Here is a 25,035-nt window from a genome sequence, read left to right on the forward strand (position 1 = left end):
TTCTCATGATGTTTTGGCAAAACGTTTAATAAGATGAAGATGCAATATGATTTCGGCCTCAGCAAAATCTATGAGCTCGTCATTAACTCCAACCCCTGCTACGCTTTCCTTCTAGAGGGCAATTCCCTGATCCAAAACAAGCTAATCGTCGCCCACGTGCTCGCGCACTGCGACTTTTTTAAGAACAATGCCCGCTTCAGCGTCACGAATCGAAATATGGTTGAGAGCATGTCCGCCACGGCCGACCGCATTCATCAATATGAAATGGATCACGGCACGGAAGCTGTCGAGAAGTTCATCGACGCTATTCTCGCCATTCAGGAGCATGTCGATCCGACTCTGATCAAACCATATCAGCTGGATAAAAAACGCTACATTGAAATGGTGCAAAAAGACAGCGAGCGCTCCGAGTGGAATATTCCCGCATCACAGTATGATGATATATGGAATCTTGATCCTGATCGCACGGCTACAGCCGCATCGGCTGCCCATTCTCAAGCTGCTGACGCCAAACGCTTTCCACCGCGTCCAGAGAAGGATATCGTATGGTTCATCGAAGAATATTCCACAATCTTAGAGGATTGGCAGCGCGACATCCTTTCCATGCTGCGTGACGAAATGCTTTACTTCTGGCCGCAGATTGAGACGAAAATCATGAACGAAGGCTGGGCTTCCTACTGGCATCAACGAATTATTCGCGAGCTTGACCTGACGAGCGATGAGACGATCGAGTTCGCTAAGCTTAATTCATCCGTCGTCGTGCCGTCGCGGCACACGCTTAATCCCTATTATTTGGGTCTGAAAATATTTGAGGATATCGAGCGCCGCTGGGATCATCCTACGAAAGAGGAGCAAGCTCGCTTCGGCCGTGTCCCCGGCAAAGGCCGGGAGAAAATGTTCGAGGTCCGGGAGCTCGACTCCGACATCTCGTTCCTTCGCAACTACTTAACGAAGTCATTAGTTAACGACCTGGATCTATACATTTTCGAGAAGAAGGGTCCGGAATGGAAAATTACAGATAAGTCGTGGGAGAACATTCGCGACCAGCTTGTGTACTCTAAGGTTAACGGCGGATTCCCAAGTCTTCTGGTCAAGGACGGCGATTTTAATCGCGTAGGAGAGCTGTACCTCGTCCATGAGTATGAGGGCATGGAGCTTGATCTGAAATATGTGGAACGGACACTGCCGCATGTCGTGCATCTTTGGGGCAAGAACGTTCATTTGGAGACGTTCGTTGAGGATAAGAAAATTGTATTCAGCTGTGATGGGAAGAAGACGAGCCGGAAGTTTGTTTAAAGAACAACCAAAAACACTGTGCCTTCAACTTGAGGATACAGTGTTTTTGGTTTTTTAGTATTCAAAGCTGGACGAGCTAGTAAGCTTTTCTCTGCAGAATTCGAATATTCATATAAAGGCCCGCACCGACGAAAAAAAGGATCATTCCTGGGACATTCGGTAAGGCTGCTGCTAAGATCATCATAATCACAAGAATAAGCACATCACATAAGAGCGGCAGTAAACGAAAATAGTCTCTAAGAACTTGCTTAAGCGCCTGCAAATTCCACGTTGCCGCCACGAGCTCCATTGCCAAAATGCTGACAGCAGCTCCGATATATCCGAAATTAGGTATAGCGACCAGGAAGTAAAAAAGCAATAAACTGAGACAGATCCCTGCGATGAGACCAATGAGTGGTACTCTTTTACGATCTTGCGCCCATAATACGCTTGTTGTCATTTCGCGGAGTCCGACGATAAGCGGCAAAAAAGCTAAATATTTAATCGGATTAGAAGCCTCCTCTGTCCCGAAGATGAGCCAGGATAATTGTGCAGAATAAGTAAAAAGAAACAATCCGGAAGCCCAACCCCATAACCATCCCAATTCCAGCGCTGCATACGTGCGTCTGCAAAATTGTACCTTCCGGCCTTCCTGCCAGTCTGCTGCGATTTTCACGGTCAAAGTATGTGATAATGCTGCGGTGATGAGTGTAGGGGAATATACAACGATAATTGCCATGCCCGTTATGACACCGAACATTGCAGTCGCCTCCGACGACGAATATCCGGCAGCCTGCAAACGGTTTGGGATTAGAATGGCATCTATAAAGTCAGATGCAGGGATAAGCAAGCGTGTGAATGCGATGACGAGTGAAGTTTGATATAACATCGATATGTCAGAAGTTACTTCCTTGAAATTATATTTTGATATCTGAAAATTTTGAAATAAAAAAAATGATATGATCAATCCGGCGAAAGCAAGCAATGCCCCTGTGAAAGTTCCAAGTATCCCGCCTCCCACCGCAGTTGAAACGCCATAAGGCAAAAATAGCGGAACGAATAACAGCAATGATCCCACGCGAACGACTTGTTCCATTATTTCAGAAAAGGCAATCAATTCATATTTTTCAACCCCTTGCAGAAAACCGCGCAATAAAGCAAGCAGCGGTACCGCGAACAGGGCCGGAGCCAAACATCGCAGTGCAAACACAAGCTGCGGATTACCTAGAATTTGTGCAAGGGCAGATGAAAACCAGTAAATAAGAAGGCTGACGAATCCGCCAATTACGATCATGTAAAGCGATAAGAGTTTGAACAAAGCCCAACCACGGGAGACATGATTCGCCGTATACAACGCAAGAGCGGTCGGCAATCCGCCGGTAATTAGCATAAGCATTAAACCATAAAAGGAATATACAATCTGGTAGAGCCCGACCCCTTCCGCACCAACCAGCCGTGTCAAAGATATCCTGCCAATTAAACCAATTATTTTAACAATAACTATAGCACTGGAGCGCAAAGCCATTTGTTTCGCTAGCAGCGGCAGCTTCAATTCGTTCTTTCACCCCTTAGCCAAAACATCTCCTTGTCCATTCTTATGACAAAGTTGCTCAGTGTATGAGGCAAAAGATCTTTTTATCACACTATTATTATCCCTTTACATGAATCAACAAATAATCTGTATATTTATCCCATCCCAGATCAAACGGGACACGGTAACGATCCGCTGTATGAGAATTGACAAGCGGATAACCATTCTGATCAAATCCCACAACGATAGAGAAATGATCAACATCGCCTCGAATTACATAAGCAATTAGGTCTCCAGGCATTAATTGCGAAATTGCGCCATGTGCATTTTTTTCAGTCGGTTTCACGACGTCCGTAAAGCGCCCCCGACCAACGACTGTTCCGTACCCTGATCGAAGCAAAAAATTTTTAAATGCATCGGTCTGGACCCAAGTTTTTTTACCGCCGACGGAATACAAGTAGCGCCATCCACCAAACATGGGCAGGCCGCCTCCTTCCACAGGATCACCAATCACCTGTGAGGCGAAATTTGTACAATCCCCGCCTTGTCCCGTATAGTCCAAATATTTGGAATTATAACGGTGATTATTCCCTGCTCCCCAAGCGGTACCTGAATATTTTGTTGCATATGCCACGGCGCGTTTCCGATTGTATTTCCCGTCGAATTTTTCCGCTGCTTCCCCCATTTTCACTGAAGGAGCTAAACCATCCGTTGTCTCAGGTATCCATTTCGGATTCTCATCAAGCGGATCCGAGTACCATTCACGAAGAACAAGCCATTTGCCATTCATTTTTTTCAACATTATTTCGTGCCTGGTACCAATGCCAAAGGACTGTGGAGGCAAGATCTTATTTAAATAAATGTAACTGAGCTTTAATGAATGATCCAACGAAACTCTTGCGAGATCACTTCCTAATGGTTTAAGCCGCTTAATATGAATAACCCCGGTTGCTTCAACAAAATCAATTTTACGTTTTTCTGCCCATAATTGTATATATTTACTTCTGTTGCGTTCATGATGAAGCGCGTATTTGCTAGTCTTTTCCTTAAGATAGTATTGCTCAATTGTTCCCTGCTTGCTATCGATTAAGAGATCGTTTCTCTTATTAAATAATTCATTCAAAAATGATGAAAGATCTTGCTCATGTACCGGTGCTGCTTTTACTCCCGCTGTACGATTTGAAAAAGCTATAGCAACTAGGAAAAAACTAATCATAAATACCTTTATCAAGCTGTTCACGAGAAAGTATTCTCCCCTTTTAGGCGGTCTAATGCGTACCTGCTTAGGGTATCCAAAACGTATTGATTCATTCCTTGGCAGAGTAATTGAAATGAACCGTTTTTTTCACTTCAAAATTGCACAACTTATTTAATAATTTGATTGCCAAGAATACTCAGAAGAGAGGAATGAGGAATTCCCTTGCGATTCGTGCGCGCACTTGTTATTTGTGCCATAATTTTTAGCAGCAATTTTGTTCATGCTTGCAAAGGAGATGGAACTGCTGAATTCCCCCTATTACAGTTCTCTGTCATGAGTGACATTCATATTAAGGAGGGTGATCCTATCGCCCAAATCCGTTTTCTCAAAGCTCTTCGGGATCATCGAAATATCAATCCTAACAGCTCGATCTTGATTCTTAATGGCGATTTGACGAATGGACAAAACAAAAATTACAAACGATTGGAAAAATTGCTAAGGAAGGTTCAGCACGCGCCTGTACACGCTACGATCGGAAATCATGAGTATTATCAAATATGGAAATATGAACATGCTGGGCTGCGGCTTAATCCCCATTGGACAAGCGAGAAAGCCAAGGAGCTTTTTCAAAACCGATTTGGGTATAAAAAGCCCTATCATGATCTTTGGTTGGATGATTATCATTTTATTTTTTTAGGCAGCGAACAGTATCGTGACTTCGATAAATCTGTTCAAGAAGACGCCTATTTAAGTCAAAAGCAATTAAACTGGTTGGCGAGACGACTGGAAGAAAATTCGATTACACCCTACAGTAAAACCAAAAAACCAATCTTCGTCTTCCTGCATCAACCACTTGTCCAATCATTGGATGGTAGTGAAAATGCTCGGGGAGTAATTCAGCATAAAGAATTGCGTCAATTACTTCGAAATTACCCGCATGTCCTTTTATTTTCGGGTCACACTCATTTAGATTTGGAAAACACAAAGCAAATGGCATTCGATAATTTCCATATCATTGGAACTGGTTCCATCCGCCAAGTTAGAGAGCAACATTTTGTTCCGACTCATAAAAGTGAAAGCTTAATCGTGGAGGTTTATAACAACCGAATCGTAATAAAAAAAAGAGAACATATCTCAAAACGCTGGATTTATCCGCATGAAACGATTTATTTAAAATAAGCAATCGCTTCTGACTTAATCCCCGTGAGGAAGACTGCGCGTTATCGGTTCGAAGGATGATTGAACCAGAAAGCGTGTTTGGGCAAAGACCAACAACCAGAAATGGCGTGGCCAGGGATAACCCCCTGGCCACGCCATTTCTTCATTTTCGCCGATTCATTCATGAAGCGAGCTGTCTCATCAAGCGAGCAAACCTACTTTTGAGACAGTCCCATTTTGAAAAAACCAAGCCAAATATAAAAGTACGGATTCGCCCTGACTTTGTGATTATTGGGCACGTTTTGTAAAAACGACAAGCCTAGCGTCATATTCTTTTTTACTTCGGTTATATTTACCGCCACAAGTAATCAAGTTTAATCTTGGTTCATTCGACGCTCCAAAAATTTTTTGAATAGGTGCTTCATCTGTTTTAAATTTTTCAACAGATTCCACGATGAATTTAATTTTTTCGCCTTTCTTGCTCTTAATAACGACAATATCACCCTTTTTTAGTTTTTTTAATCGATAGAACACAGCAGGCCCCTTGTAGTTGTCCACATGCCCATCTATAATCGCATTGCCAGGAGCCCCTGGCAGTATGCCTGTTGATGCGAGATACCCCACTCGTGCTGTATTGCGGGGAACGCCCATTTGTCCATTTTTTATAGTTACAGGCTCAATCTTTGCATTAATTCGGACGGCTGGAATGTACAATGAATCAGGAATAATTCCAACCTTCGATTTTGATTGAGATTTCAATTTCTTCGTTATTTGAATATCTTTTATTTCCTTTTTCGTTTCCTTTATTTTCGTGACTTCAGCAATCTTTTTCTTTCCGGAATCTGGATGATTGAGATCAGTGCGAACGGATTTCTCTTCTGAAATGCTTGAGCCGGAATTATTATTCGCACGGTTGAATTTGGAGCAAGCTGTACTACAGGATATCATCATTATCGTCAGACCAACTACTATCCACTTTTTCATATCCATTTGAAAAAGAGGGGTATCCCCCCTCTTTTCCACTCCCTATTCTGATTGCTCGCTTGCGCCGCCATGCCCTGTTTTAGGCATTTGCGTAATATCTTTTGCTTTTAAGCTTTTGGCATGCAGTTTGTGAGCCTTATGTTTACTTTTTGCATGTAACTTTTTCTCGTGCATCTTTTTCTCATGCATCTTCTTCATATGCACTTTTTCTTCGTGCTTCTTCTCAGTTACAGGAGCGGATGCATATGCTGCTGAGCCTGCTGACAAAAGCATACACGCTGACACAAATGCAAAAACCATTTTTTTCATGTTGATGCCTCCTCGATTATTTTGGGATTACCCTATATCAGGTTGTCCTCATTTTTAATTATTATGAATTTGAAGGACCTCAGAAAGTAGTCCTATTTTTACCAAACCAAGAAAGGAATTATCGTTTCATATCGATGATGTAAATGACATTTTATCCTCAATTCCCCCAGAATAATTCGACTTCACTTAGAAAAAAATAAGACTGTAACCAAATCAGAGAAAAAGGGGTACGAGCATGAAAAAAGCTTTTGTTCAACTAAGTTTTCTAACCTGTCTGATGTTGTTTTTCACTGTTCCAGCGTTCGCAGATAACACGGGTCGAAATTCGAATTATACAGATATGGGCTATTACAAATCACAGGCCAGCAGCGATCATGCGATTGGCAATGATACACGCAATGACGTTACCCGCGGAATCAGCAACACAAATCAAATGAACACGAATGCGACCCGCTACAGTGTGAATAACTACAGAGCGACAACTGCAACAGATGATGGGTTCGATTGGGGCTGGCTAGGTTTGCTCGGATTAATTGGATTGGCTGGGATGCGCAGTCGGGAACGTGACCGCGACCGCACCTAATTTAATGAAAATAAAAAACCGCTGCACATGAGCGGTTTTTTATTTTGGCTTTAAACAATAGGTTCCAATCGGCTATTCATGTCTCCATTTATTCGATTTTATTTTTATTGTTTATTAAATCGGATACCGTTACAATTTGATATCCTCTGTTTACTAATTCAGGCAAGATGATTTTCAAAGCTTCAACTGTGTCCTGTGATCCCTGGATATAGTCGTGAAGGAGAACGATATCTCCATTCCGTGCATTATTCAACACCTTTTTTACAATATGATCAACTCCCGGCTTTCTCCAATCACTCGTATCCTGATGCCAAGACCACAATACAGTCGTATATCCAAGCTTCTTGGCGATTTGAATCGATTGATCATTATAAAACCCTCCGGGCGGACGGAACAAAAGCGGCTTTTTCCCAGTCAATCGAATTAACGATTGCTCCGTTCGAGAAATCTCGTCTTTAATCGTTGAAGAATTGACTTTACGATTGAAGTAAACATGATTGAAAGTATGATTAGCGACTTCATGACCTTCAAATATTTCTCGTTTGATTATTTCTGGATATCGTTCAGCACGATAGCCCAATACAAAAAAGGTTGCTTTTGCATTATACTGCTTCAGAAGATCTAATATCGGATCCGTTGTTTTGGGATAGGGTCCGTCATCGAAGGTTAAGGCTATCTTTTTTGCCTTGAGAGGCACCTCCCAAACAATTTCCCCCCGCTTCTCATAGAAAAAGCGGTCTCTTTTTGTAACTGGATACTGGAATCCGCTAAAAATGACAACACACAATAGAGCTAATATAAAACGGTTTAACCACATAAATATCCCTCCTACGTTGCGATTTTTAACGATCAGTCATGGCTAAAAATATGTATGGCTTATCCTATGAACTGTAACGTAGAACCGACAGTTAGAAACTAACTGTCGGTTGGCATACAAAGTGATTAGCGAAGAGGAGCGGTGATGGCACTTCCAATATCACGAATGATCAAACGGACATCCTCAGCCAGGTTTTTCACCGGATGAGTGCTTGTCATATGCGAGTGTGTGGTCACAATACGAGCATGTAGAGCTTTATCTGTTGTTACGTGTATGTTGTGCTGTGGATATTCCTTCTTCAAAGCATGCTGAACATGCTTCTCGATACGCGCTGCATCTGTTGTGTTTTTCACATCAAGTCCGACAATAGCATCCTTACCGTGCAAAACAACGGTTGCTTTTCTTATACCGCTTACCTTTTCAGCGCTTTTCGCTATTTGCTCCGCTTTTTTCAAATGACTCGCTGTATTCGTTGTATCCGTTACACTCGTTCCATACCCTCTTTCGACTACGGTACCGTCTGTTCGAGGTGCAATGTGAGATACAATATTTCTGTCTGTTCGAGGTGCAATGGGGGATACGATATTTCTGTCAGTTCGTGGGGCCATATTGTTAGCTATTCTTCCTACATCATGTCTTGCTCTTGTTTGCATACGATCTGCCGGGTGCCTTGTACCACATGCTCCAAGGATCAAACTCATTGCAACAATCATGACAAGCGTAATTTTGGGCAAATGCTTATACATTTTTTATCATCCTCCCTGCTGTATTGATTCTTATTTTTCTCCGATCCGTCTGGATTATGAGTTACATTTTTTTCAAGGTTTGTTTCCTCCGAGAAGCACAAAAAAAGAACAGAATCCTGGATATAAGGTATCCAGCGGATTTCTGTTCTTTTTTGCCCATCTAATTTCATCAATCTTCAAGATTACGCACATCGACCGTTACATGAAGCGCCTGTTCCCCAGTCCCTCGATACACGCCCTTTACGGGTACGATATCCTTATAATCGCGCCCATGCCCCAGCTTCACGTATCGCTCGCCAACCGGATCGGCATTCGTTGGATCGAAGCTGCACCAGCCAAGACCTGGCACAAAGGCCTCAACCCAGGCATGCGAAGCTTGCTCGAAGTCCGCACTGCCACCCTGTAGGTCGCCAACGAAGTGATAGCCGCTCACATATCTGGACGGAATGCTGCAGGAGCGGCAGCCCGCGATCATCAGATGAGCAAAATCCTGACAAACACCGCGCTTGCGCTCAAACATTTCAGAAATTTTAGTCTTTACATCCGTGGCTTCCGGGTCATAGATGAACTCGGAGCGAATCTTGCTCGATAGTGCTGTAAGCCAGTCCAGTACGCTTACTTGACTGCGCTCATCTCCCTTACCGACCTCATTGATAAATTGTTCAACCTCAGGCGTAATCGTCGTGTACGCCGTTGTGACCAGAAACTCGGTGTAGCGGTTGACTGCTTCTTCCGTCCTCAGCCAACTCCAAGCTTGCTCGGGTGTATACTTGCTTAAGTATAACGAGTGCTCCTCAGCCGTCGGAGCCTGCTTGGTCACGACCGTCATGGAAGATCGAATGGTCAGTCGCTTATGAGGTCCGTTCACAGAGAAGGCGTGCACCCGATTGTTAAAATAGTCCTCGTATGCAAACAAAGAGGTATTCGGCTCAATTGTGATCGCATGCTGATAGCAGGATTGCCGCTCATTCGTGCTGGGCGTAAGCCTGATCTCATTGACACTGTCGGTCACCGGCTCCGCATATTCGTATTGCGTCACATGTAAAATACTCAGCTTCATGCACTCGCCTCTCCCATCCGAAAAAAGGTTTTAGCGAATGCCGCCCCTAGCTGTTGACAAGCATCGAGCAAATGAGCAACGATTGCTCCATTACGGTCAATAACCATATCCTCCCGCTCTAAGCATGCCAGATCGGCCGTCACCTTTCCGACCTGACGGATGAGGCGCTCATGAGCCGTCCGTAGCTGCTTATCCTGAAGCTCGATCTCACGCATATGATCATCCAGCGTATGAAGCGAATAATGCAGTGATCGTGGAAAAGCGCCGTTCAGCACAACAAATTCAATGATGGTTTCCACCGATATGCCGTCGGCATAGTAACGGCGAAACGCCTGGTAGCCGCTGACAGAACGCAGCACAGCCTGCAAATAAGGATAAGCGTTCACGCTGTTCCAGCCTGCACCGCTTGCAACATTGCTAATCGCCTTAATAATGCGCAGCGTATTCTCCGATCGCTCCAAATAACGTCCGCATTCAATAAAATGCCATTCATTCTCACGAGGCATAACCGATTGACTGACACCCAAAAATAAGGCCGTCCACTCCTTAATGCGTCCAAAGAACAAATGCGGAGACTCCAGCAGCATATCCTCAGGCTGCTTTTCGCGCAGCCACAAATAAAAGGCATTGGTCGTATCCCATAGTTCACTCGGCACCTTCTCCCGCAATGTGCGAAGATTTCCCCGGGCATGACTAACACAGGAGACTAGGGAATTGGCATTATCGCGATCCAGCGTCGTGTAATAAAGCACATCCTGCTCATTATAGGTGCTGTATTGCTGCTCGTATGCTTCACGGCTGCCTAGCGCATCAACAATTCTCGCCCATTTCGAATAAGACTCGGTCTTATCAGCCTCCTGGTTCCCATCCGTCTCCATGCCTTCTTCATCTGCTTGCAGATGATAATACACATCGATTAGTCTCGCATGATTTTCAGCCCGTTCCATATAACGTCCGATCCAAAATAACGCCTCTGCATTCCGGTCCAACATACACTTTCCTCCTTCGTAGAGTAACTAAGACACCAGACGCTTAGCACTTAGCGCTTGAGCACCCATGTATCCTTGACTCCGCCGCCTTGCGAAGAATTAACGACAAGCGATCCTTCCTTCATGGCCACACGCGTTAATCCACCTGGAATGACATGCGTTTCCCCGCCCATGAGCGCAAAGGCGCGCAAATCGATATGTCGGGGCGTCATGCTCCCATCCACCATGACCGGTGCGCGGGAGAGCTTCATCGTCATCTGCGCAATATAGCGCTCCGGTTCACGCTGAATCGCTTCCCGAAACGTTTGGAGCTCCATCGCAGTCGCACTCGGTCCGATCAGCATGCCGTAGCCGCCGGACAAGGACGTTTCCTTCACGACAAGCTGCTCTAAATGATCCAGGACATAATCCCTTTCTTCCTTGCGCGACAATATATAGGTTGGTACGTTGTGTAGAATCGGCTCCTCGCCTAAATAATAACGAATCATATCCGGAACATAGGCATACACCGCTTTATCGTCAGCCACACCCGTACCCGGCGCATTCGCGATAGCGACATTACCAGCACGATAGGCATTCATTAAGCCCGGCACGCCGAGCAGCGAGTCAGGCTGAAAAGCCAAAGGGTCAAGAAAATTATCGTCAATTCGCCGGTAGATGACGTCAACCTGCCTAAGTCCGCGGAGATCGCGCAAATAAATTTTATGATCCTTGTATACGAGATCTCTGCCTTCTACGAGGTGCAGACCCATTTGCTGCGCGAGAAAGGTATGCTCATAATACGCGGAGTTGAAGGCACCTGGCGTTAAAAGCACGATAAGCGGATCACGTTTGCCGTTAGGGGATAGTGCGCGGAGCGAGCTTAAAAAGCAGTTCAAACTGCGGTCAATGCTTTGCACGGAGCTGTTTAAATATAAATCATGGAACAGCTCGCTCATAAGCGTTCTGCCTTTAAATAAATAGGAGAAGCCCGAAGGTGAGCGTAAGTTATCCTCCAGCACATAGTAGAGACCCTTCTCATCACGAATCAAATCAATACCCGATGCTGTAATATATACACCGCCCGGTACATGTAGACCAGCCATTTCCGGGCGAAAATAAGTATTCGATACGATCATCCGCCGGGGAATGATACCGTCTTTTACAATCCTTTGTCCATGATAGATATCATGGAGGAAAGCATTGAGCGCGCTTATGCGCTGCCTGACGCCTAGGTCCACACCTTCCCATTCATGCTTCGGGATAACTCTCGGAATGTAATCGAAGGGAATTGTTCGTTCGAGGGGCTCATTTTGCGCGCTGCTGTATAAAGTAAAGGTAATACCCTCCTCCATCATTCGCTGATTGATTGCATGCTGTCGAATGGCAAGCTCAGCCGGTTTCATTTTTCCGAACAGCCGATGAACATTCTCATAATGAGCCCGAACGGAAAAGTTCTTGTCGAACATTTCATCGTAAAAGGCCTGGGCATCATAATATTGGCCTTGCGACTGCTTTGCTATCGGCATGACAACCGCCTCCTCCTTGATGGACAAAGCACCTAATTCGTGCTTACTGTATACATATTCAATCGTTGTATTTCAATTTACGTCAAAAAACCTAACATTATTGATACACTTCCCTAATATTGTTAGGATTATCATACTAAATTCTGAAAATTGTGTCAACTTTTATAACACAAAAGCAGGAACCCTCCATTCGAGAGAATTCCTGCTTTTTCTAAGCTGCATATGGAGCCAGGATTGATTTAATTGCTGCAGGTCCTTAGTAACCTTGTCTACCATTTGAACGAACGAAGCCAGCTCCTGCGAGCGTGCCGCTTGGTTACGGGCTTCCACGGAGGTTTGCTCCGATTCATTGCGCACAGCAGACAGTTTTTTCTCAATTTCCTCGAGCTTCGATTGAATGCCTTCCAGCGCGCTGCGCGACGATGCGGCAAGCTTGCGTACTTCATTGGCGACGACCTCGAAGCCTCGGCCATGATCACCGGCCCTCGCCGCTTCAATAGCCGCATTCAACCCAAGCAGATGGGTTTGATCCGATATGCCTCGAATTAAAGTACCCATTTCGTTTATCCCGTCCAGCTCCTCGCGAAGCTCTCCTAATAATGTATGCGTCTTATCCTGGGAATGCGAAGTCGAAATTGCGGTAGCGGCAATGGATTGAGCGCCCTCGTCCAGTTCGACCATAAGCGAAGCTAACTGCTGCACCGCATTCGTCACGGTAGAGAGCATGGTCGAACGGCTGTCTGCAAGCTCTTGTATTTGCTGCTGCTCATGCTGATTGTAAGCTTCCAGTACGAATTGGGAGTCCAGATTGAACATTTTCGTCAGCGCATACACAACCTCCTGCCACTGCTCTGGAATAACCCGTTGAAGCACATTCGTCGCGATGTCCAAATAAATCATATATGTACCTAAATACCAATCCGTCGTCAAGCCTATACGCGAGTGGACGGAACCTATCTTTATTCGATTTTCAATATACGATTGATCAATAACGCCTGCCGTCAACGAAAGCCAATACCAGCGCTGCGTTTCCTTCAATCTATCGATGGTGCTGACTCTCGCTATGAGCGCTACGAGCTCCGGCTGCTGACTGATGTTGTCATAAAAGCGCTCCACCACTTCATCTACTACCTTATCGGAAAACATACCCTTAAATTAAAAAGGCCGATAGACTTTTTTCTATCGACCGTTTGCAGCTTGATTTGCTTCTTTTGTCATTCACTTTATTCCGCCAATAATCAACAAAAACGACACTGTTAATTTGTGCGGCGAAGCTGCCGGCAGCAGCATTCGCCAAGTATATAAAATCATTAACGATTCAACAAACTTCCCACATAACGCAACAATTCATTCGAGCAAATCGGGCAGTATCCGTGCTCATCCATCAGGCGCTTCGTCACCTCGTTGATCCTCTTCAGCTGGTTTTCGTCCGGCGTTTTCGTGGAGGTCGTAATTTTCACGATATCCTTCAAATCGGCGAACAGCTTCTTCTCGACCGCTTCACGCAGCCGCTCATGACTCGTAAAATCAAACTTTTTGCCTTTGCGCGAATAGGAGGAGATACGGATTAATATTTCCTCACGGAACGCTTTCTTCGCATTTTCCGAGACACCGATCTGCTCCTCGATAGAACGCATAAGCCGCTCATCCGGATCCATTTCCTCGCCGGTTAAAGGATCCTTTATCTTGGACCAATTGCAATAGGACTCGATATTGTCCAAATAATTTTCAAACAAGGTCCGGGCAGACTCCTCGTAAGAATAAACAAAGGCCTTCTGAATTTCCTTCTTGGCTAGCGTGTCGTACTCTTTCCGCGCTACGGATATAAAGTTTAAATATCGCTCCCGCTCTTCCTTCGTAATGGATGGATGCTGGTCGAGACCGTCCTTTAGCGCGCGAAGCACGTCTAGCGCATTAATGCACTGGGTATCCTGCTTGATGAGCGCACTCGAAATTCGGTTAATGACATAACGCGGATCGATGCCCGTCATGCCTTCCTCCATATATTCGCTCTGCATCTCCTTCAGATCCGCTTCCTTGAAGCCCTCGACCTCTTCGCCATCATACATGCGCATTTTTTTGACGAGATCCATTCCTTGCTTCTTCGTTTCCTTCAGCCTGGTAAGTATGGAGAAAATAGCAGCCGCGCGTAAGGCATGCGGCGCGATATGAATATGCCTCATATCGCTCTGCGAAATAAGCTTCGCATAAATCTTTTCCTCATCTGATACCTTCAGATTATAGGGCACCGGCATGACGATCATCCTGGAATGAAGCGCCTCGTTCTTCTTATTGCTAATAAACGATTTGTACTCCGATTCATTCGTATGGGCGATGATAAGCTCATCGGCGCTGATAAGAGCAAAGCGCCCTGCCTTAAAATTCCCTTCCTGCGTAAGCGAAAGCAAATTCCACAGAAACTTCTCATCGCATTTTAGCATTTCCTGGAATTCCATGAGACCACGATTGGCCTTGTTCAGCTCACCGTCAAAACGGTAAGCGCGCGGATCCGATTCCGAGCCGTATTCCGTAATGGTCGAAAAGTCGATGCTGCCTGTCAAATCGGCAATATCCTGCGATTTCGGATCGGATGGACTAAACGTTCCTATCCCGACGCGGTTATCCTCCGAAATGAATACCCGCTCCACAAGCACATTTTCGATCATTCCGCCGTACTCGGTTTGCAGTCTCATCTGGCAGGACGGACAGAGATTGCCTTCTATGCGTATGCCAAGCTCCTTCTCGACCTCAGGACGAAGCTCATGCGGGATAAGATGCAGCGGATCCTCGTGCATCGGGCAGCCTTTAATCGCATACACAGCGCCGCGCTGCGTTCGCGAAAAACGTTCTAGACCTTTTTTGAGCATCGTGACTATCGTTGACTTGCCGCCGCTTACAGGTCCCATCAGCAGCAATATCCGTTTGCGAACGTCCAGCCTCCGAGCTGCCGAGTGGAAATACTCCTCCACCAGCTTCTCAACTGCACGATCCAATCCGAATATTTCCTGCTCAAAAAATTTATACTTCTTGTTACCCCCGACCTCTTCCACCCCATAGGATTCAATCATTTCATAAACGCGAGAATGCGCAGTCATAGCCGGAGCTGGATCCTTCCTGAGCAGCTCAATATATTCCTTGAACGATCCTGTCCATGCAAGCTTCTCACTCTCGGCCTGATAATCTGATATTCGCTTAAAAATATCCATACCGTGCCTCCTCCCATCGCTTCCGCATTCCACTAATCGTTCTACGCCCGGGATTGGTTTCTAGACGCTCTATCGAGTGGTGCCAACTTTTATTGAAGTATTACATTTCTATGCTTATTCGGGTAGGAAATTGACCACTATTTTTGTCCTTCATCCAGCAAATTACGACAAGCTTGCATAATCCTTTGCTATAATAGCGGTACAGGTAAAGTTAGTAAGGCACGGAGAGGAGAAACAAAACTTGGCCGTTTTACGCGAGGAAGAGCTTTACAATCCTATAAAAAAATACTATGAGCAGCTTGGGTACATCGTAAAGAGCGAGGTACTGCATTGCGATTTGGTCGCCATCCACCCCGAGCGTTCAGAAACGATTATTGTTGAAATGAAAAAAACGTTCAACCTTGCCCTGCTGCTTCAGGGGGTTGAACGCTTGCGAATAAACAAACATGTCATACTCGCGGTTGAACGCAATCGCAAAAAAAGCGGCGCTCATAATCAACGGTTTGGCGATTTAACTGAGCTGTGCCGCATGCTCGGACTTGGCTTTATGACGGTCACGTTCTACAAAACGAAGCCTCCGGTCATTGAACTGCTGTGCGAGCCCGGAGATCCGCCGCAGCGCGGCGTCAGACGCAGGAAGCAAGCCCAGCTGCTCCTTGAGTTCAAGGAACGCAGCGGCGATTATAATATAGGTGGAAGCACGAGGCGCAAGCTGGTTACCGCCTACCGGGAAAAGGCGCTTCGCTGCGCACATGCGCTGCATATGTCGGGCCCGCTTGCGCCACGCGAGGTAGCCGCCTTTACCGGGTACAGCAGCAGCGGCCAGACAATGCGCAACAATTACTACGGCTGGTTCGAACGCATCGAACGAGGCAAGTATACGCTGCGGCCAGAAGGAGCAGCCGCTTTAGAAGAATATCGATATGTCATCGCGGAATGGGTTGGCTCGCTCAGCTCCGCGCCGTAAATTCACCGAGCGCTTCCACGAAGCGCTCGACTCCCTGCTCCGTACGCGCACCTGTATTATAGGTGAAATTCAGGCGGGCAGTGTTCCGCTGCGGATTATCCGCATAGAACGAGCTTCCCGGCACAAATGCGACGCCCTTACGAACTGCACCGCGAAGCAGCGCTTCCGCATCCATTCCTTCAGGCAGCTCCAGCCACAGGAACATGCCGCCCTTTGGCTTCACCCAATGGATATTCTGCAATCCTTGCCGCTTCAGCAATCCATGCATCTCCTCCATCCGCTTGCCATAGGAATCTGAAATGCGCCTGATATGCTCATCCAGATTAAAACCACTGAGCAGCTGGCTCAGTATTTGCTGATCGATTGTACTGGAATGCAGATCGGCAGCCTGCTTAGCCTTAGCCATCATCTGAATAACGCTGCTGTCACCAATAGCCCATCCTGTCCGAAGGGCGGGAGCTACCGTTTTAGAGAATGTGCTCGTATAGAACACCGCTCCTTTCTCGGCCTGGCCCTCAAGCGAAAAAAGCGTAGGAAACTGCTCCATATCATCGAATTGAATATCCCCGTAAGGATCATCTTCTATAATCGGCATTTGGTACTGCTTGCACAGCGCCAGCAGCTGCTGTCGGCGTTCCAGGCTCCATACGCGTCCAGTAGGATTGCCGAAAGTCGGGACCGCATAAAGCAGCTTTGGTCGATGCTCACGGATCAAACGTTCTGCATCCGCAGGGATAATGCCATGCTCATCACTTTCCGCCGCTATGACCTTTAAGCCGTGCAGCGCAAACACCTGAAGACTTGCGAGATAAGTCGGCTTCTCGACAAGAACAGCATCTCCGGGCTCCGTTAGCACGCCGATAAGCAAATCGATGGCCTGTTGCGAGCCAGTCGTCAAGATCATTTGCTCGGGCGTTACGAACATTTGCTTAGCAGCCATCCGCTGGCAAAGCTGCTCACGCAGCGGCAAGTAACCCTCGGTTAATCCATATTGCAGTGCATTTGCCCCAGCCGTGAACACACGATCGGCTGCTTCACGAATAGCTTGAACAGGAAACAGCTCTTCAGCGGGAAGCCCCCCCGCGAATGAAATCATATCTCTGCCTTGCGTCAGCTTTAATATATCTCGAACAGCTGACGATTTCAGCTGTGATATTCTAGCTGAAAAATGATAATCCATATTATGCACTCCTCCTTACAGGCTTATCAATTGCTTTATTCTCATTCTCTATGTTAACAATGTGTTCACAACTTTTAAAGTTTTCTTTTTTACTGGTGTTGGTTATAATAAAGACAGCTAATTGGAGGTGCAGGACAGATGAATTTGATTATTGTCATGACTGTGTTAGGGTTATTTATTGCAGCGATGTTGACCAGCTCCTACAATGACGACAAAACAAAAGGACTATAAGCAGACCCATTAGCTTATATTCCAAACAAATGAAGCTTCCCGCTGAGCGCTTGCGCTCGTCACGGGAAGCTTCATTTCGTAAAAATAGCAATCTAACGCACCAATTAATGCTTGATCTCCGCCATTTCCTCCATACACACACCACATACATAACGTTCCTTAAATTCACGAACTTCGACTATTGAGCCGCAGAATACGCATTTTGGACGGTATCGCTCTAGAATGATGTGATCGCCCTGGACGAAAATTTCAACGGGATCCCCCTCATTCATCAAGTAACGTTTACGCAACGACTTAGGAAGTACAATTCGGCCGAGTTGGTCCACTTTTCTTACTACACCTGCTGGTTTCATCACTTTCACCTCTTTTGTGTCTTTTTTTGCAAGCCATATTGAGAAACCTCTGCGTTATAGTGTTTCGATGGTAAAACGACTTTTCCTTCCTAGAATAATAATTTCTTAACATCCTGCAAATCTAATCTAGTGCCGGAAAATGATTTTGCCGCAGCGCCTCGTATACAATTATCGCCGCTGAATTGGACAAATTGAGCGATCTGACCTTGTCTGTCATCGGCATTCGAATGCAGGTTTCCAGGTTCGCATCAATCAATTGCTGCGGCAATCCTTTGGTTTCCTTGCCGAATACAAAGAAATCGCCATCCTGATACTCAAATTGCGAATATACCTTTGTCGCCCTTGTGCTGGCATAAAAAAACCGACTCTGCGGATATAGCGCAAGCACCTCATCGAAGGAATCATGATATTCGATATGCACGGAATGCCAATAATCAAGTCCAGCACGCTTCAATGTGCGGTCATCTGTATCAAAGCCAAGCGGTCTAACAAGATGCAGATGCGTTCCCGTTGCCGCACAGGTACGAGCGATATTACCCGTGTTAGCGGGTATCTCAGGTTCTACTAATACGATATGAAATGGCATAGCCCTCTATTTCACCTCTCATTCTGACTATTATACACGAAAAGTAATAATATTTTTACACCCAGTTAACGTACCGTTAATCTTAAGCATAAGGTCGACCTTCATAATAAAGGCTAAACTAGGCGCAAGCGCATGAAGGAGTGCTGAACAATGCGAAAAAGAATTTTGGTCGTGGATGACGAGCCTTCCATCTCAACGCTGATTGAATTTAATTTAAAGCTTGCCGGTTACGATGTTAGAACCGTAGGCGACGGAGAAGCCGTATTCGATATGCTGAAGCCCTTTCGGCCGGATCTCATTGTTCTAGATCTCATGCTGCCAAAAATGGACGGAATACAAGTTTGCCAGGAGCTTCGAAAGCAAAGCAACGCTGTTCCCATCGTAATGCTGACCGCGCTTCAAGATGTTACAGATAAAATAGCCGGGCTCAACAATGGCGCGGACGATTATATGACAAAGCCATTTAGTCCTCAAGAGCTCATATCCCGTATTCAAGCCATCTTTCGTCGCGTTCATTCTCTGCCTGGTGCAGGAGACGAAACCGTCTTCGAAATCGGACGGCTGAATGTTATGACCGAACAACGTGAGGTCTATGTAGACGGCAGACCGATTGAGCTTACGCCAAAGGAATTCGAGCTGCTGCTGTTTCTTTGCCGCCATAAAGGAAAGGTGCTCAGCAGACAGCAGTTGCTGCACGGTGTCTGGGATTATCATTTCCTTGGCGATACGCGAATTGTTGACGTACATATCAGCCATTTGCGAGATAAAATCGAAAACAACGCCCGCGCTCCCGAATATATAATGACCGTGCGCAATGTTGGCTACAAGCTTAACGGACCTTCTGCAGTTGAAACCTCCTACGCTTAACGCCAAAACCGCCCTTCCCTTCTTATACAGAGGGTGAGGGCGGTTTTTATGCTACCCTTGCTATTCTCATCCGATGACTGAACTCGTCGTTTAACCGTTACGTTTCTGGAAATCAGCCATAAATTGCGCAAGCGCCTGGCAGCTTTCCAAAGGTACGGCATTGTAAGTCGAAGCACGAAGACCGCCAACGTCACGGTGACCCTTTAGGCCGACAAAGCCTTCCTGCTCCGACTCCTTAATGAACAGCTTCTCCAGCTCTTCGGTGCGAATACGGAAGGTAATATTCATAAGCGAACGGCTTTGCCGCTGCGCTGCGCCCAAATAGAAACCTTCACTTTGATCGATCGCATCATAGATCAGCTTCGTTTTGTCGCGGTTATATTGCTCTAATTGCGCTACTCCGCCCTTGTCCTTGATCCACTGCAGCACGAGGCTTACCAAATACACCGAGAAGGATGGTGGCGTATTGTAAAGTGAGGCTGCTTTGGCATGTGTATCATACCGGAACATGGATGGAATTGTTTTCGGACTCTCCTTTACCAGATCATCGCGAATGATCACAACAGTAACACCCGATGGGCCAAGATTTTTTTGTGCGCCGGCATAAATAACGCCGAACTGGCTGACATCGATTGGACGGGACAAAATATCGCTCGACATATCCGCTACGAGAGGAATATCGCCTGTATTCGGGAATTCCTGGAACTGCGTGCCGCCAATCGTTTCATTTGAAGTCAAGTGCAGGTAAGCCGCGTTGTCTGGAACAACAATTTCGGACATTGTCGGCATGCGCATAAACTTGTCAGACTCGGTCGTAGCAGCAACAACCGTCTCACCGACAAGCTTTGCTTCCTTCAACGCCTTGTCAGCCCACGCTCCTGTCATCACATATGCACCTGGCTTGCCTGGACGCAAAAGGTTCATCGGCAGCATAGCAAATTGGGTACTCGCTCCGCCCTGCAGCAATAATACATGATAATTTTCAGGAATTCCGAACAATTCGCGCAGCAAAGCCTGCGCATCGTTGTTCACCTGCTCGTATAAAGCGCTTCTGTGGGACATTTCCATAATGGACATGCCTGCGCCCTTATAATCGACAAATTGCTCCTGTGCTTGCTTCAGCACCTCAAGCGGTATTGCGGCTGGTCCTGCATTAAAATTAAATGCTCGTGTCATATTCGGATAACCACCTTCGATTCTTTATACATGATATGGCTATGATAGCAAGTTTGACGGTCGGCTTCAAGTCTAATCCACATAGTTAATCAACAAAAAGTCGAACGTATGTCGATTTACTGACAAAAAACATTCGGGTTTTATCGTTAACAATTCATATTATATCAAAAAACGGACCCCAGTGGGGTCCGTTTATTAATTATCACGATTGGATTAGCAATCGTAGTATAGGCTGAACTCATGCGGATGAATACGAATTGCAACAGCTTTCGCTTCTTGGCGCTTGATTGCTACATAGTTCTCGATGAAGTCTTTGGAGAATACGCCACTTTCAGTCAAGAAATCGGAATCTGCTTCAAGAGCGTTAAGCGCTTCGTCAAGCGTGCCAGGTACGCTGCGAATTTCTTTTTTCTCTTCTTCAGGCAATTCGTAAATATTTTTGTCGAAAGGACCGTAGCCAAGAGCAACTGGATCAAGCTTACGCTTGATGCCGTCCAAACCAGCAAGCAGCATTGCTGCGAAAGCAAGGTAAGGGTTAGCCGTGTTGTCTGGTGTACGGAATTCAATACGACAGCCTTTAGGTGTTACAGCTGCAATTGGAATACGGATTGCTGCAGAACGGTTACCTTTAGAGAATACAAGGTTAACTGGTGCTTCGTAGCCAGGCACAAGACGTTTGAACGAGTTTGTGCTTGGGTTTGTGATAGCGATCAAAGCCGGAGCGTGGTAAAGCACGCCGCCGATGTAGTGCATTGCCATTTCGCTAAGGTTAGCATAAGCACCTTTATCATAGAACAAAGGAGCGTCGCCATTGAAGATAGATGTATGAACGTGCATACCGCTACCATTGTCACCGAACAGCGGCTTCGGCATGAAAGTAGCCGTTTTGCCGTATTGGCGAGCAGTGTTATGAATCACATATTTAAATTTCATAAGATTGTCAGCTGTTTTTGTCAATGTGTCGAAACGGAAGTTAATTTCTGCTTGACCAGCTGTTGCAACTTCATGATGATGACGTTCTACGCGAAGGCCCGTTTCTTGTAAAAGGCGAACCATTTCACTGCGGATGTCTTGTTGGGAGTCAACTGGAGCTACTGGGACGTAGCCGCCTTTAACCGGAATTTTAGAACCAAGGTTTCCACCCTCTTCTTTACGGTTCGTGTTCCAGCCAGCTTCCTCGGATTCAACCATATAAGAAGAAGAATTCATTGTGCTTTCAAAACGAACTTCATCGAAAATGAAAAACTCAGGCTCTGGCGCGAAAAATGCTGTCGTACCAACGCCAGTTGTTTGAAGATATTCTTCTGCCTTTTGAGCGATGCTCCGCGGATCACGATCATAACGGTCGCCATCAGGTGTATAGATATTACACATAACGTTTAGTGTAGGGTGATCAGTGAAAGGATCAATAAATACGGATTCTGTATCCGGCATCATAACCATATCGGAGTTTTCAATACCGCGGAAACCATGGATCGAAGAACCGTCAAAAGCTACCCCGTTTACGAAAGTATCAGCATCTACCTCAGCAGCCGGCAGCGTGATGTGATGTGCATGACCAAGAAGATCCACGAAGCGGAAATCTACAAACATAATACTGTTTTCTTTAATATTGTCCAAAACATTTTGAACTGACATTAATAATTTCCTCCATTTCCGAACATTAGCGTATTGTTGAACAGACATTGTTCAATTATTGCTCCAAATCCATGTCGTTATTATAAAACTAGGCCTCAATCTCCGTCAATAGCTATGTAAGGTATTTTTTATAGCTATGTAAGCTATACTTACAAGTTTGAACAGATGTTCACAATTACTCCTTATAGACAATTAAAAAGCCCTTGCCATCCCAGGATGACAAGGCTTTTTCGCTGGCTAAATTAGATTTTCCATTCCTTGAATGCCTCTGCAGGCTCTTTCGCCGTATCAAATTGCTTGCCAACGATCGGAGCTAGCTGCTCCAGATCCTTCAATAAATTAGCGAATTGATCCGGGAACAGCGATTGTACGCCGTCTCCTGTCATGGAGTTGTCTGGATCAGTGTGCATTTCTACGATTAGACCGTTGGCTCCCGCCGCCACCGACGCTTTCGACATCGGCTCTACCAATTCACGTCGGCCAGTGCCATGGCTCGGATCTGATATTACCGGAAGGTGGCTGAGCGATTGGAGTACGGGAATAGCTGACAAGTCAAGCGTGTTGCGTGTGTAGGTTTCGAAAGTTCGGATACCACGCTCACAAAGCATAACATTTGGATTGCCGCCTGCCAAAATGTATTCCGCTGCGTTTAGAAACTCGTCGTAGGTTGAGCTGAATCCACGCTTGAGCAGAACCGGCGTTTGAATAGTGCCCAGCTTGCGCAGCAGATCAAAGTTTTGCATATTGCGCGTGCCGACTTGCAGAATGTCAGCGTATTCTGCACATACCTCCACATACTCCGGCGTCATAACTTCTGTAATGGTCAGCAGACCATGCTTTTTGCCGGCTTCCGCCATCATTACGAGTCCTTCTACACCTACGCCTTGGAAGCTGTAAGGACCTGTACGCGGCTTAAATGCGCCTCCGCGAAGTACCTGGCCGCCTGCCGCTTTAACCAAACGTGCGATTTCATCGATTTGCTCTGGAGATTCGACTGCGCAAGGCCCGCCCATAATGACAAGGTTGCTGCCGCCGATCTTAACGCCCTTAATATCGATAATCGTATCGTCCGGATGAAAGTCGCGGCTTGCCAGCTTGTAGGATTTTGAAATTTTGATGACATTGTCGACTCCCTTCATTTGACGCAAATGCTCAGAAAGGATAGGTTCAACTTTGCCGATGATACCGATAACCGTCCGGTCCGTCCCTCGCGATACATGGGCCTGCACACCCGCTTTCTCGATGTAGGCAACAATTTCCGTAATGCGCTCATCCTCAATATTTGCTTTTGTTATAACGATCATATGATTCACTCCTCAGTTTTTTTCAATAGCAGGTTTCCCGATCTAACTAACTTCGTAAATACCGAAAAAGATGATCCAGCAAGCCTGCCCTCTCACTTCAACGCTTATACGCTTTATAGCTTTTATGCTTTGTGGCTTTTATGCTTTTAATCACTAAAGTAAATATACAAGAGAAGTCGCTTCTCGTCAACCTATATTGCAAAAAAATATTCTGTTTCGGCATTAGCTGTGTAACTGCTTCCGCTCTACTTCATATAGAAAAAGGAGAACCAATCCCCGTCGCTGCTCGATTTCCAGCCCTTGGTTTGAGATTCTCCTAACTTTACATTATTGTTATCGATTGCATGCGTAACCAATGCTGGCTGCAATCCTTAAAATTCTTATTCTGTTTTCTCCGCAGTTGCCGCGGCGGATGTGTTAACCGCAGACTTCACTCTAATGTTCGGCAGCAGCTTATTCATATTGACGGTACGGCGAATTTCCCAGGTATCGGGTTTGTTATGGTCATATTGCTCCAAATAAGTGATGACCTCTTTCGTTAACGGTGTCGGTGTCGAGGCGCCAGAGGTTACCGCTACTCGGTCAATTCCCTTCAGCCATTCCTGCTTTATCTCCGATACATCGGATACGCGGTACGCTTTGACGCCTGCGATTTCCTCGGATACCTGCGCCAGCCGATTCGAGTTGTTGCTTCGCGGATCGCCAACGACAATACAAAGCTGCGCTTCGCCAGCCTGCTCGGCTACAGCCTCCTGCCGCACCTGCGTCGCAAGACAAATCTCGTTGTGCACCTCCGCAGCTGGATATTTCTCTACCAGAAGATTAATAATCTGACGGATATCCCATTGCGACATGGTCGTTTGGTTCGTAATAATAATACGTCCTTGCGGAATTTGCAGGGAGCCGATTTCTTCCTCGCGTTCGATCAGGTGCACGCGATCCGGGGCAACGCCAATCGCGCCCTCCGGCTCAGGATGACCCTTCTTGCCAATATAAATAATATGATAGCCCTCCGCAGCCTTCGCGCGGATTAAATCATGCGTTCTTGTTACATCAGGACAGGTCGCATCCACAACGGAAAGCCCCTTCTCTCTCGCGCGCTGACGAACCTCTGGCGACACGCCGTGCGCCGTAAAAATAACCGTTCCATGCTCAATTTGATCTAATATTTCAAGCCTGTTCGCGCCATCTAGCGTTATCACGCCTTCCTGCTCGAAGGCATCCGTGACATGAGCGTTATGAACGATCATCCCTAAAATATAAATAGGCCGTGGAAGCTCCAAATTTTTGGCCGTTTGCAACGCCAGCACCATCGCATCAACTACCCCATAGCAGTAGCCTCGCGGCGATATTTTTACAATCTCCATCT

The 25,035-nt window shown here is 46.0% G+C and carries 22 protein-coding genes and 1 pseudogene; 5 read left to right on the forward strand and 18 right to left on the reverse strand.

What is annotated here, in order from left to right; translation table 11 throughout:
- Positions 1–12 precede the first annotated feature (12 nt).
- A pseudogene (locus ACO9K6_RS04320) lies at positions 13–1,296 on the forward strand (SpoVR family protein); the annotation flags it as partial.
- A 76-nt stretch (positions 1,297–1,372) separates the two neighbouring features.
- Here ACO9K6_RS04320 and ACO9K6_RS04325 read toward each other — a convergent pair.
- Positions 1,373–2,827 carry an oligosaccharide flippase family protein gene (locus tag ACO9K6_RS04325; RefSeq protein ID WP_424766315.1) on the reverse strand — a complete coding sequence of 485 codons (1,455 nt, stop codon included), beginning with the start codon at positions 2,825–2,827 and terminating at the stop codon, positions 1,373–1,375.
- A 97-nt stretch (positions 2,828–2,924) separates the two neighbouring features.
- Positions 2,925–4,046: an amidase domain-containing protein gene (locus ACO9K6_RS04330; protein WP_424766316.1), complete on the reverse strand. Its 1,122-nt coding sequence runs from the start codon at positions 4,044–4,046 to the stop codon at positions 2,925–2,927.
- Positions 4,047–4,235: 189 nt separating this feature from the next.
- On the opposite strand from ACO9K6_RS04330, the gene ACO9K6_RS04335 reads away from it, so the two are divergent.
- Positions 4,236–5,183: a metallophosphoesterase family protein gene (locus ACO9K6_RS04335; protein WP_424766496.1), complete on the forward strand. Its 948-nt coding sequence runs from the start codon at positions 4,236–4,238 to the stop codon at positions 5,181–5,183.
- Positions 5,184–5,450: 267 nt separating this feature from the next.
- Here ACO9K6_RS04335 and ACO9K6_RS04340 read toward each other — a convergent pair whose 3' ends face one another.
- Positions 5,451–6,152 (reverse strand): class F sortase, encoded by a 702-nt coding sequence (locus ACO9K6_RS04340; RefSeq protein WP_424766317.1) that lies wholly within the window; start codon positions 6,150–6,152, stop codon positions 5,451–5,453.
- A gap of 36 nt (positions 6,153–6,188) precedes the next feature.
- Complete coding sequence (locus ACO9K6_RS04345) at positions 6,189–6,455, reverse strand: hypothetical protein (RefSeq protein WP_424766318.1); 267 nt, start codon at positions 6,453–6,455, stop codon at positions 6,189–6,191.
- 235 nt (positions 6,456–6,690) lie between these two features.
- Between ACO9K6_RS04345 and ACO9K6_RS04350 the strand changes: the two genes are divergently transcribed.
- Positions 6,691–7,038 carry a WGxxGxxG family protein gene (locus ACO9K6_RS04350; RefSeq protein WP_424766319.1) on the forward strand — a complete coding sequence of 116 codons (348 nt, stop codon included), beginning with the start codon at positions 6,691–6,693 and terminating at the stop codon, positions 7,036–7,038.
- 88 nt (positions 7,039–7,126) lie between these two features.
- On the opposite strand, the gene ACO9K6_RS04355 is transcribed toward ACO9K6_RS04350, so the two are convergent.
- The 7 genes from ACO9K6_RS04355 to ACO9K6_RS04385 all read right to left on the reverse strand — a co-directional run bounded on the left by ACO9K6_RS04355 (position 7,127) and on the right by ACO9K6_RS04385 (position 15,364).
- A complete protein-coding gene (locus tag ACO9K6_RS04355; RefSeq protein ID WP_424766320.1) occupies positions 7,127–7,855 on the reverse strand; it encodes a polysaccharide deacetylase family protein in 729 nt (242 codons plus the stop codon).
- Positions 7,856–7,980: 125 nt separating this feature from the next.
- Complete coding sequence (locus ACO9K6_RS04360) at positions 7,981–8,601, reverse strand: YhcN/YlaJ family sporulation lipoprotein (RefSeq protein WP_424766321.1); 621 nt, start codon at positions 8,599–8,601, stop codon at positions 7,981–7,983.
- 169 nt (positions 8,602–8,770) lie between these two features.
- A complete protein-coding gene (locus tag ACO9K6_RS04365) occupies positions 8,771–9,661 on the reverse strand; it encodes a transglutaminase family protein (protein ID WP_424766322.1) in 891 nt (296 codons plus the stop codon).
- Positions 9,658–10,653: an alpha-E domain-containing protein gene (locus tag ACO9K6_RS04370; RefSeq protein WP_424766323.1), complete on the reverse strand. Its 996-nt coding sequence runs from the start codon at positions 10,651–10,653 to the stop codon at positions 9,658–9,660. The genes ACO9K6_RS04365 and ACO9K6_RS04370 overlap by 4 nt, the downstream gene beginning before the upstream one ends.
- Before the next feature lie 47 nt (positions 10,654–10,700).
- On the reverse strand, positions 10,701–12,158 hold the full coding sequence (locus ACO9K6_RS04375) for a circularly permuted type 2 ATP-grasp protein (protein WP_424766324.1): 1,458 nt from the start codon (positions 12,156–12,158) through the stop codon (positions 10,701–10,703).
- A 162-nt stretch (positions 12,159–12,320) separates the two neighbouring features.
- A complete protein-coding gene (locus ACO9K6_RS04380; protein ID WP_424766325.1) occupies positions 12,321–13,304 on the reverse strand; it encodes a protoglobin domain-containing protein in 984 nt (327 codons plus the stop codon).
- A 164-nt stretch (positions 13,305–13,468) separates the two neighbouring features.
- Complete coding sequence (locus ACO9K6_RS04385; RefSeq protein ID WP_424766326.1) at positions 13,469–15,364, reverse strand: PrkA family serine protein kinase; 1,896 nt, start codon at positions 15,362–15,364, stop codon at positions 13,469–13,471.
- A gap of 241 nt (positions 15,365–15,605) precedes the next feature.
- Between ACO9K6_RS04385 and ACO9K6_RS04390 the strand changes: the two genes are divergently transcribed.
- Positions 15,606–16,331, forward strand: coding sequence for a DUF2161 family putative PD-(D/E)XK-type phosphodiesterase (locus ACO9K6_RS04390; protein WP_424766327.1), 726 nt, complete (start codon positions 15,606–15,608; stop codon positions 16,329–16,331).
- On the opposite strand, the gene ACO9K6_RS04395 is transcribed toward ACO9K6_RS04390, so the two are convergent.
- The 3 genes from ACO9K6_RS04395 to trmL form a co-directional block, all read right to left on the reverse strand.
- Positions 16,315–17,511, reverse strand: coding sequence for an aminotransferase-like domain-containing protein (locus tag ACO9K6_RS04395; RefSeq protein ID WP_424766328.1), 1,197 nt, complete (start codon positions 17,509–17,511; stop codon positions 16,315–16,317). The genes ACO9K6_RS04390 and ACO9K6_RS04395 overlap by 17 nt on opposite strands.
- A 335-nt stretch (positions 17,512–17,846) precedes the next feature.
- On the reverse strand, positions 17,847–18,095 hold the full coding sequence (locus ACO9K6_RS04400; RefSeq protein ID WP_424766329.1) for an AbrB/MazE/SpoVT family DNA-binding domain-containing protein: 249 nt from the start codon (positions 18,093–18,095) through the stop codon (positions 17,847–17,849).
- A 121-nt stretch (positions 18,096–18,216) separates the two neighbouring features.
- Complete coding sequence (gene trmL, locus ACO9K6_RS04405) at positions 18,217–18,681, reverse strand: tRNA (uridine(34)/cytosine(34)/5-carboxymethylaminomethyluridine(34)-2'-O)-methyltransferase TrmL (protein ID WP_424766330.1); 465 nt, start codon at positions 18,679–18,681, stop codon at positions 18,217–18,219.
- 150 nt (positions 18,682–18,831) lie between these two features.
- Between trmL and ACO9K6_RS04410 the strand changes: the two genes are divergently transcribed.
- Positions 18,832–19,548 carry a response regulator transcription factor gene (locus ACO9K6_RS04410; protein ID WP_424766331.1) on the forward strand — a complete coding sequence of 239 codons (717 nt, stop codon included), beginning with the start codon at positions 18,832–18,834 and terminating at the stop codon, positions 19,546–19,548.
- A 90-nt stretch (positions 19,549–19,638) separates the two neighbouring features.
- Here the strand turns inward: ACO9K6_RS04410 and serC are convergent, their stop codons facing one another.
- From serC to ACO9K6_RS04430, 4 genes are all read right to left on the reverse strand, one after another.
- Positions 19,639–20,724 carry a 3-phosphoserine/phosphohydroxythreonine transaminase gene (gene serC / locus ACO9K6_RS04415; protein ID WP_424766332.1) on the reverse strand — a complete coding sequence of 362 codons (1,086 nt, stop codon included), beginning with the start codon at positions 20,722–20,724 and terminating at the stop codon, positions 19,639–19,641.
- A gap of 213 nt (positions 20,725–20,937) precedes the next feature.
- On the reverse strand, positions 20,938–22,362 hold the full coding sequence (glnA, locus tag ACO9K6_RS04420; protein WP_424766333.1) for a type I glutamate--ammonia ligase: 1,425 nt from the start codon (positions 22,360–22,362) through the stop codon (positions 20,938–20,940).
- Positions 22,363–22,604: 242 nt separating this feature from the next.
- On the reverse strand, positions 22,605–23,666 hold the full coding sequence (gene aroF / locus ACO9K6_RS04425; protein ID WP_424766334.1) for a 3-deoxy-7-phosphoheptulonate synthase: 1,062 nt from the start codon (positions 23,664–23,666) through the stop codon (positions 22,605–22,607).
- A 380-nt stretch (positions 23,667–24,046) separates the two neighbouring features.
- Positions 24,047–25,033, reverse strand: a complete 987-nt coding sequence (locus ACO9K6_RS04430; protein WP_424766335.1) for a 4-hydroxy-3-methylbut-2-enyl diphosphate reductase — start codon at positions 25,031–25,033, stop codon at positions 24,047–24,049.
- Positions 25,034–25,035 lie beyond the last annotated feature (2 nt).

The organism is Paenibacillus praedii (assembly GCF_049725345.1).
Taxonomy (GTDB): Bacteria; Bacillota; Bacilli; order Paenibacillales; family Paenibacillaceae; genus Pristimantibacillus.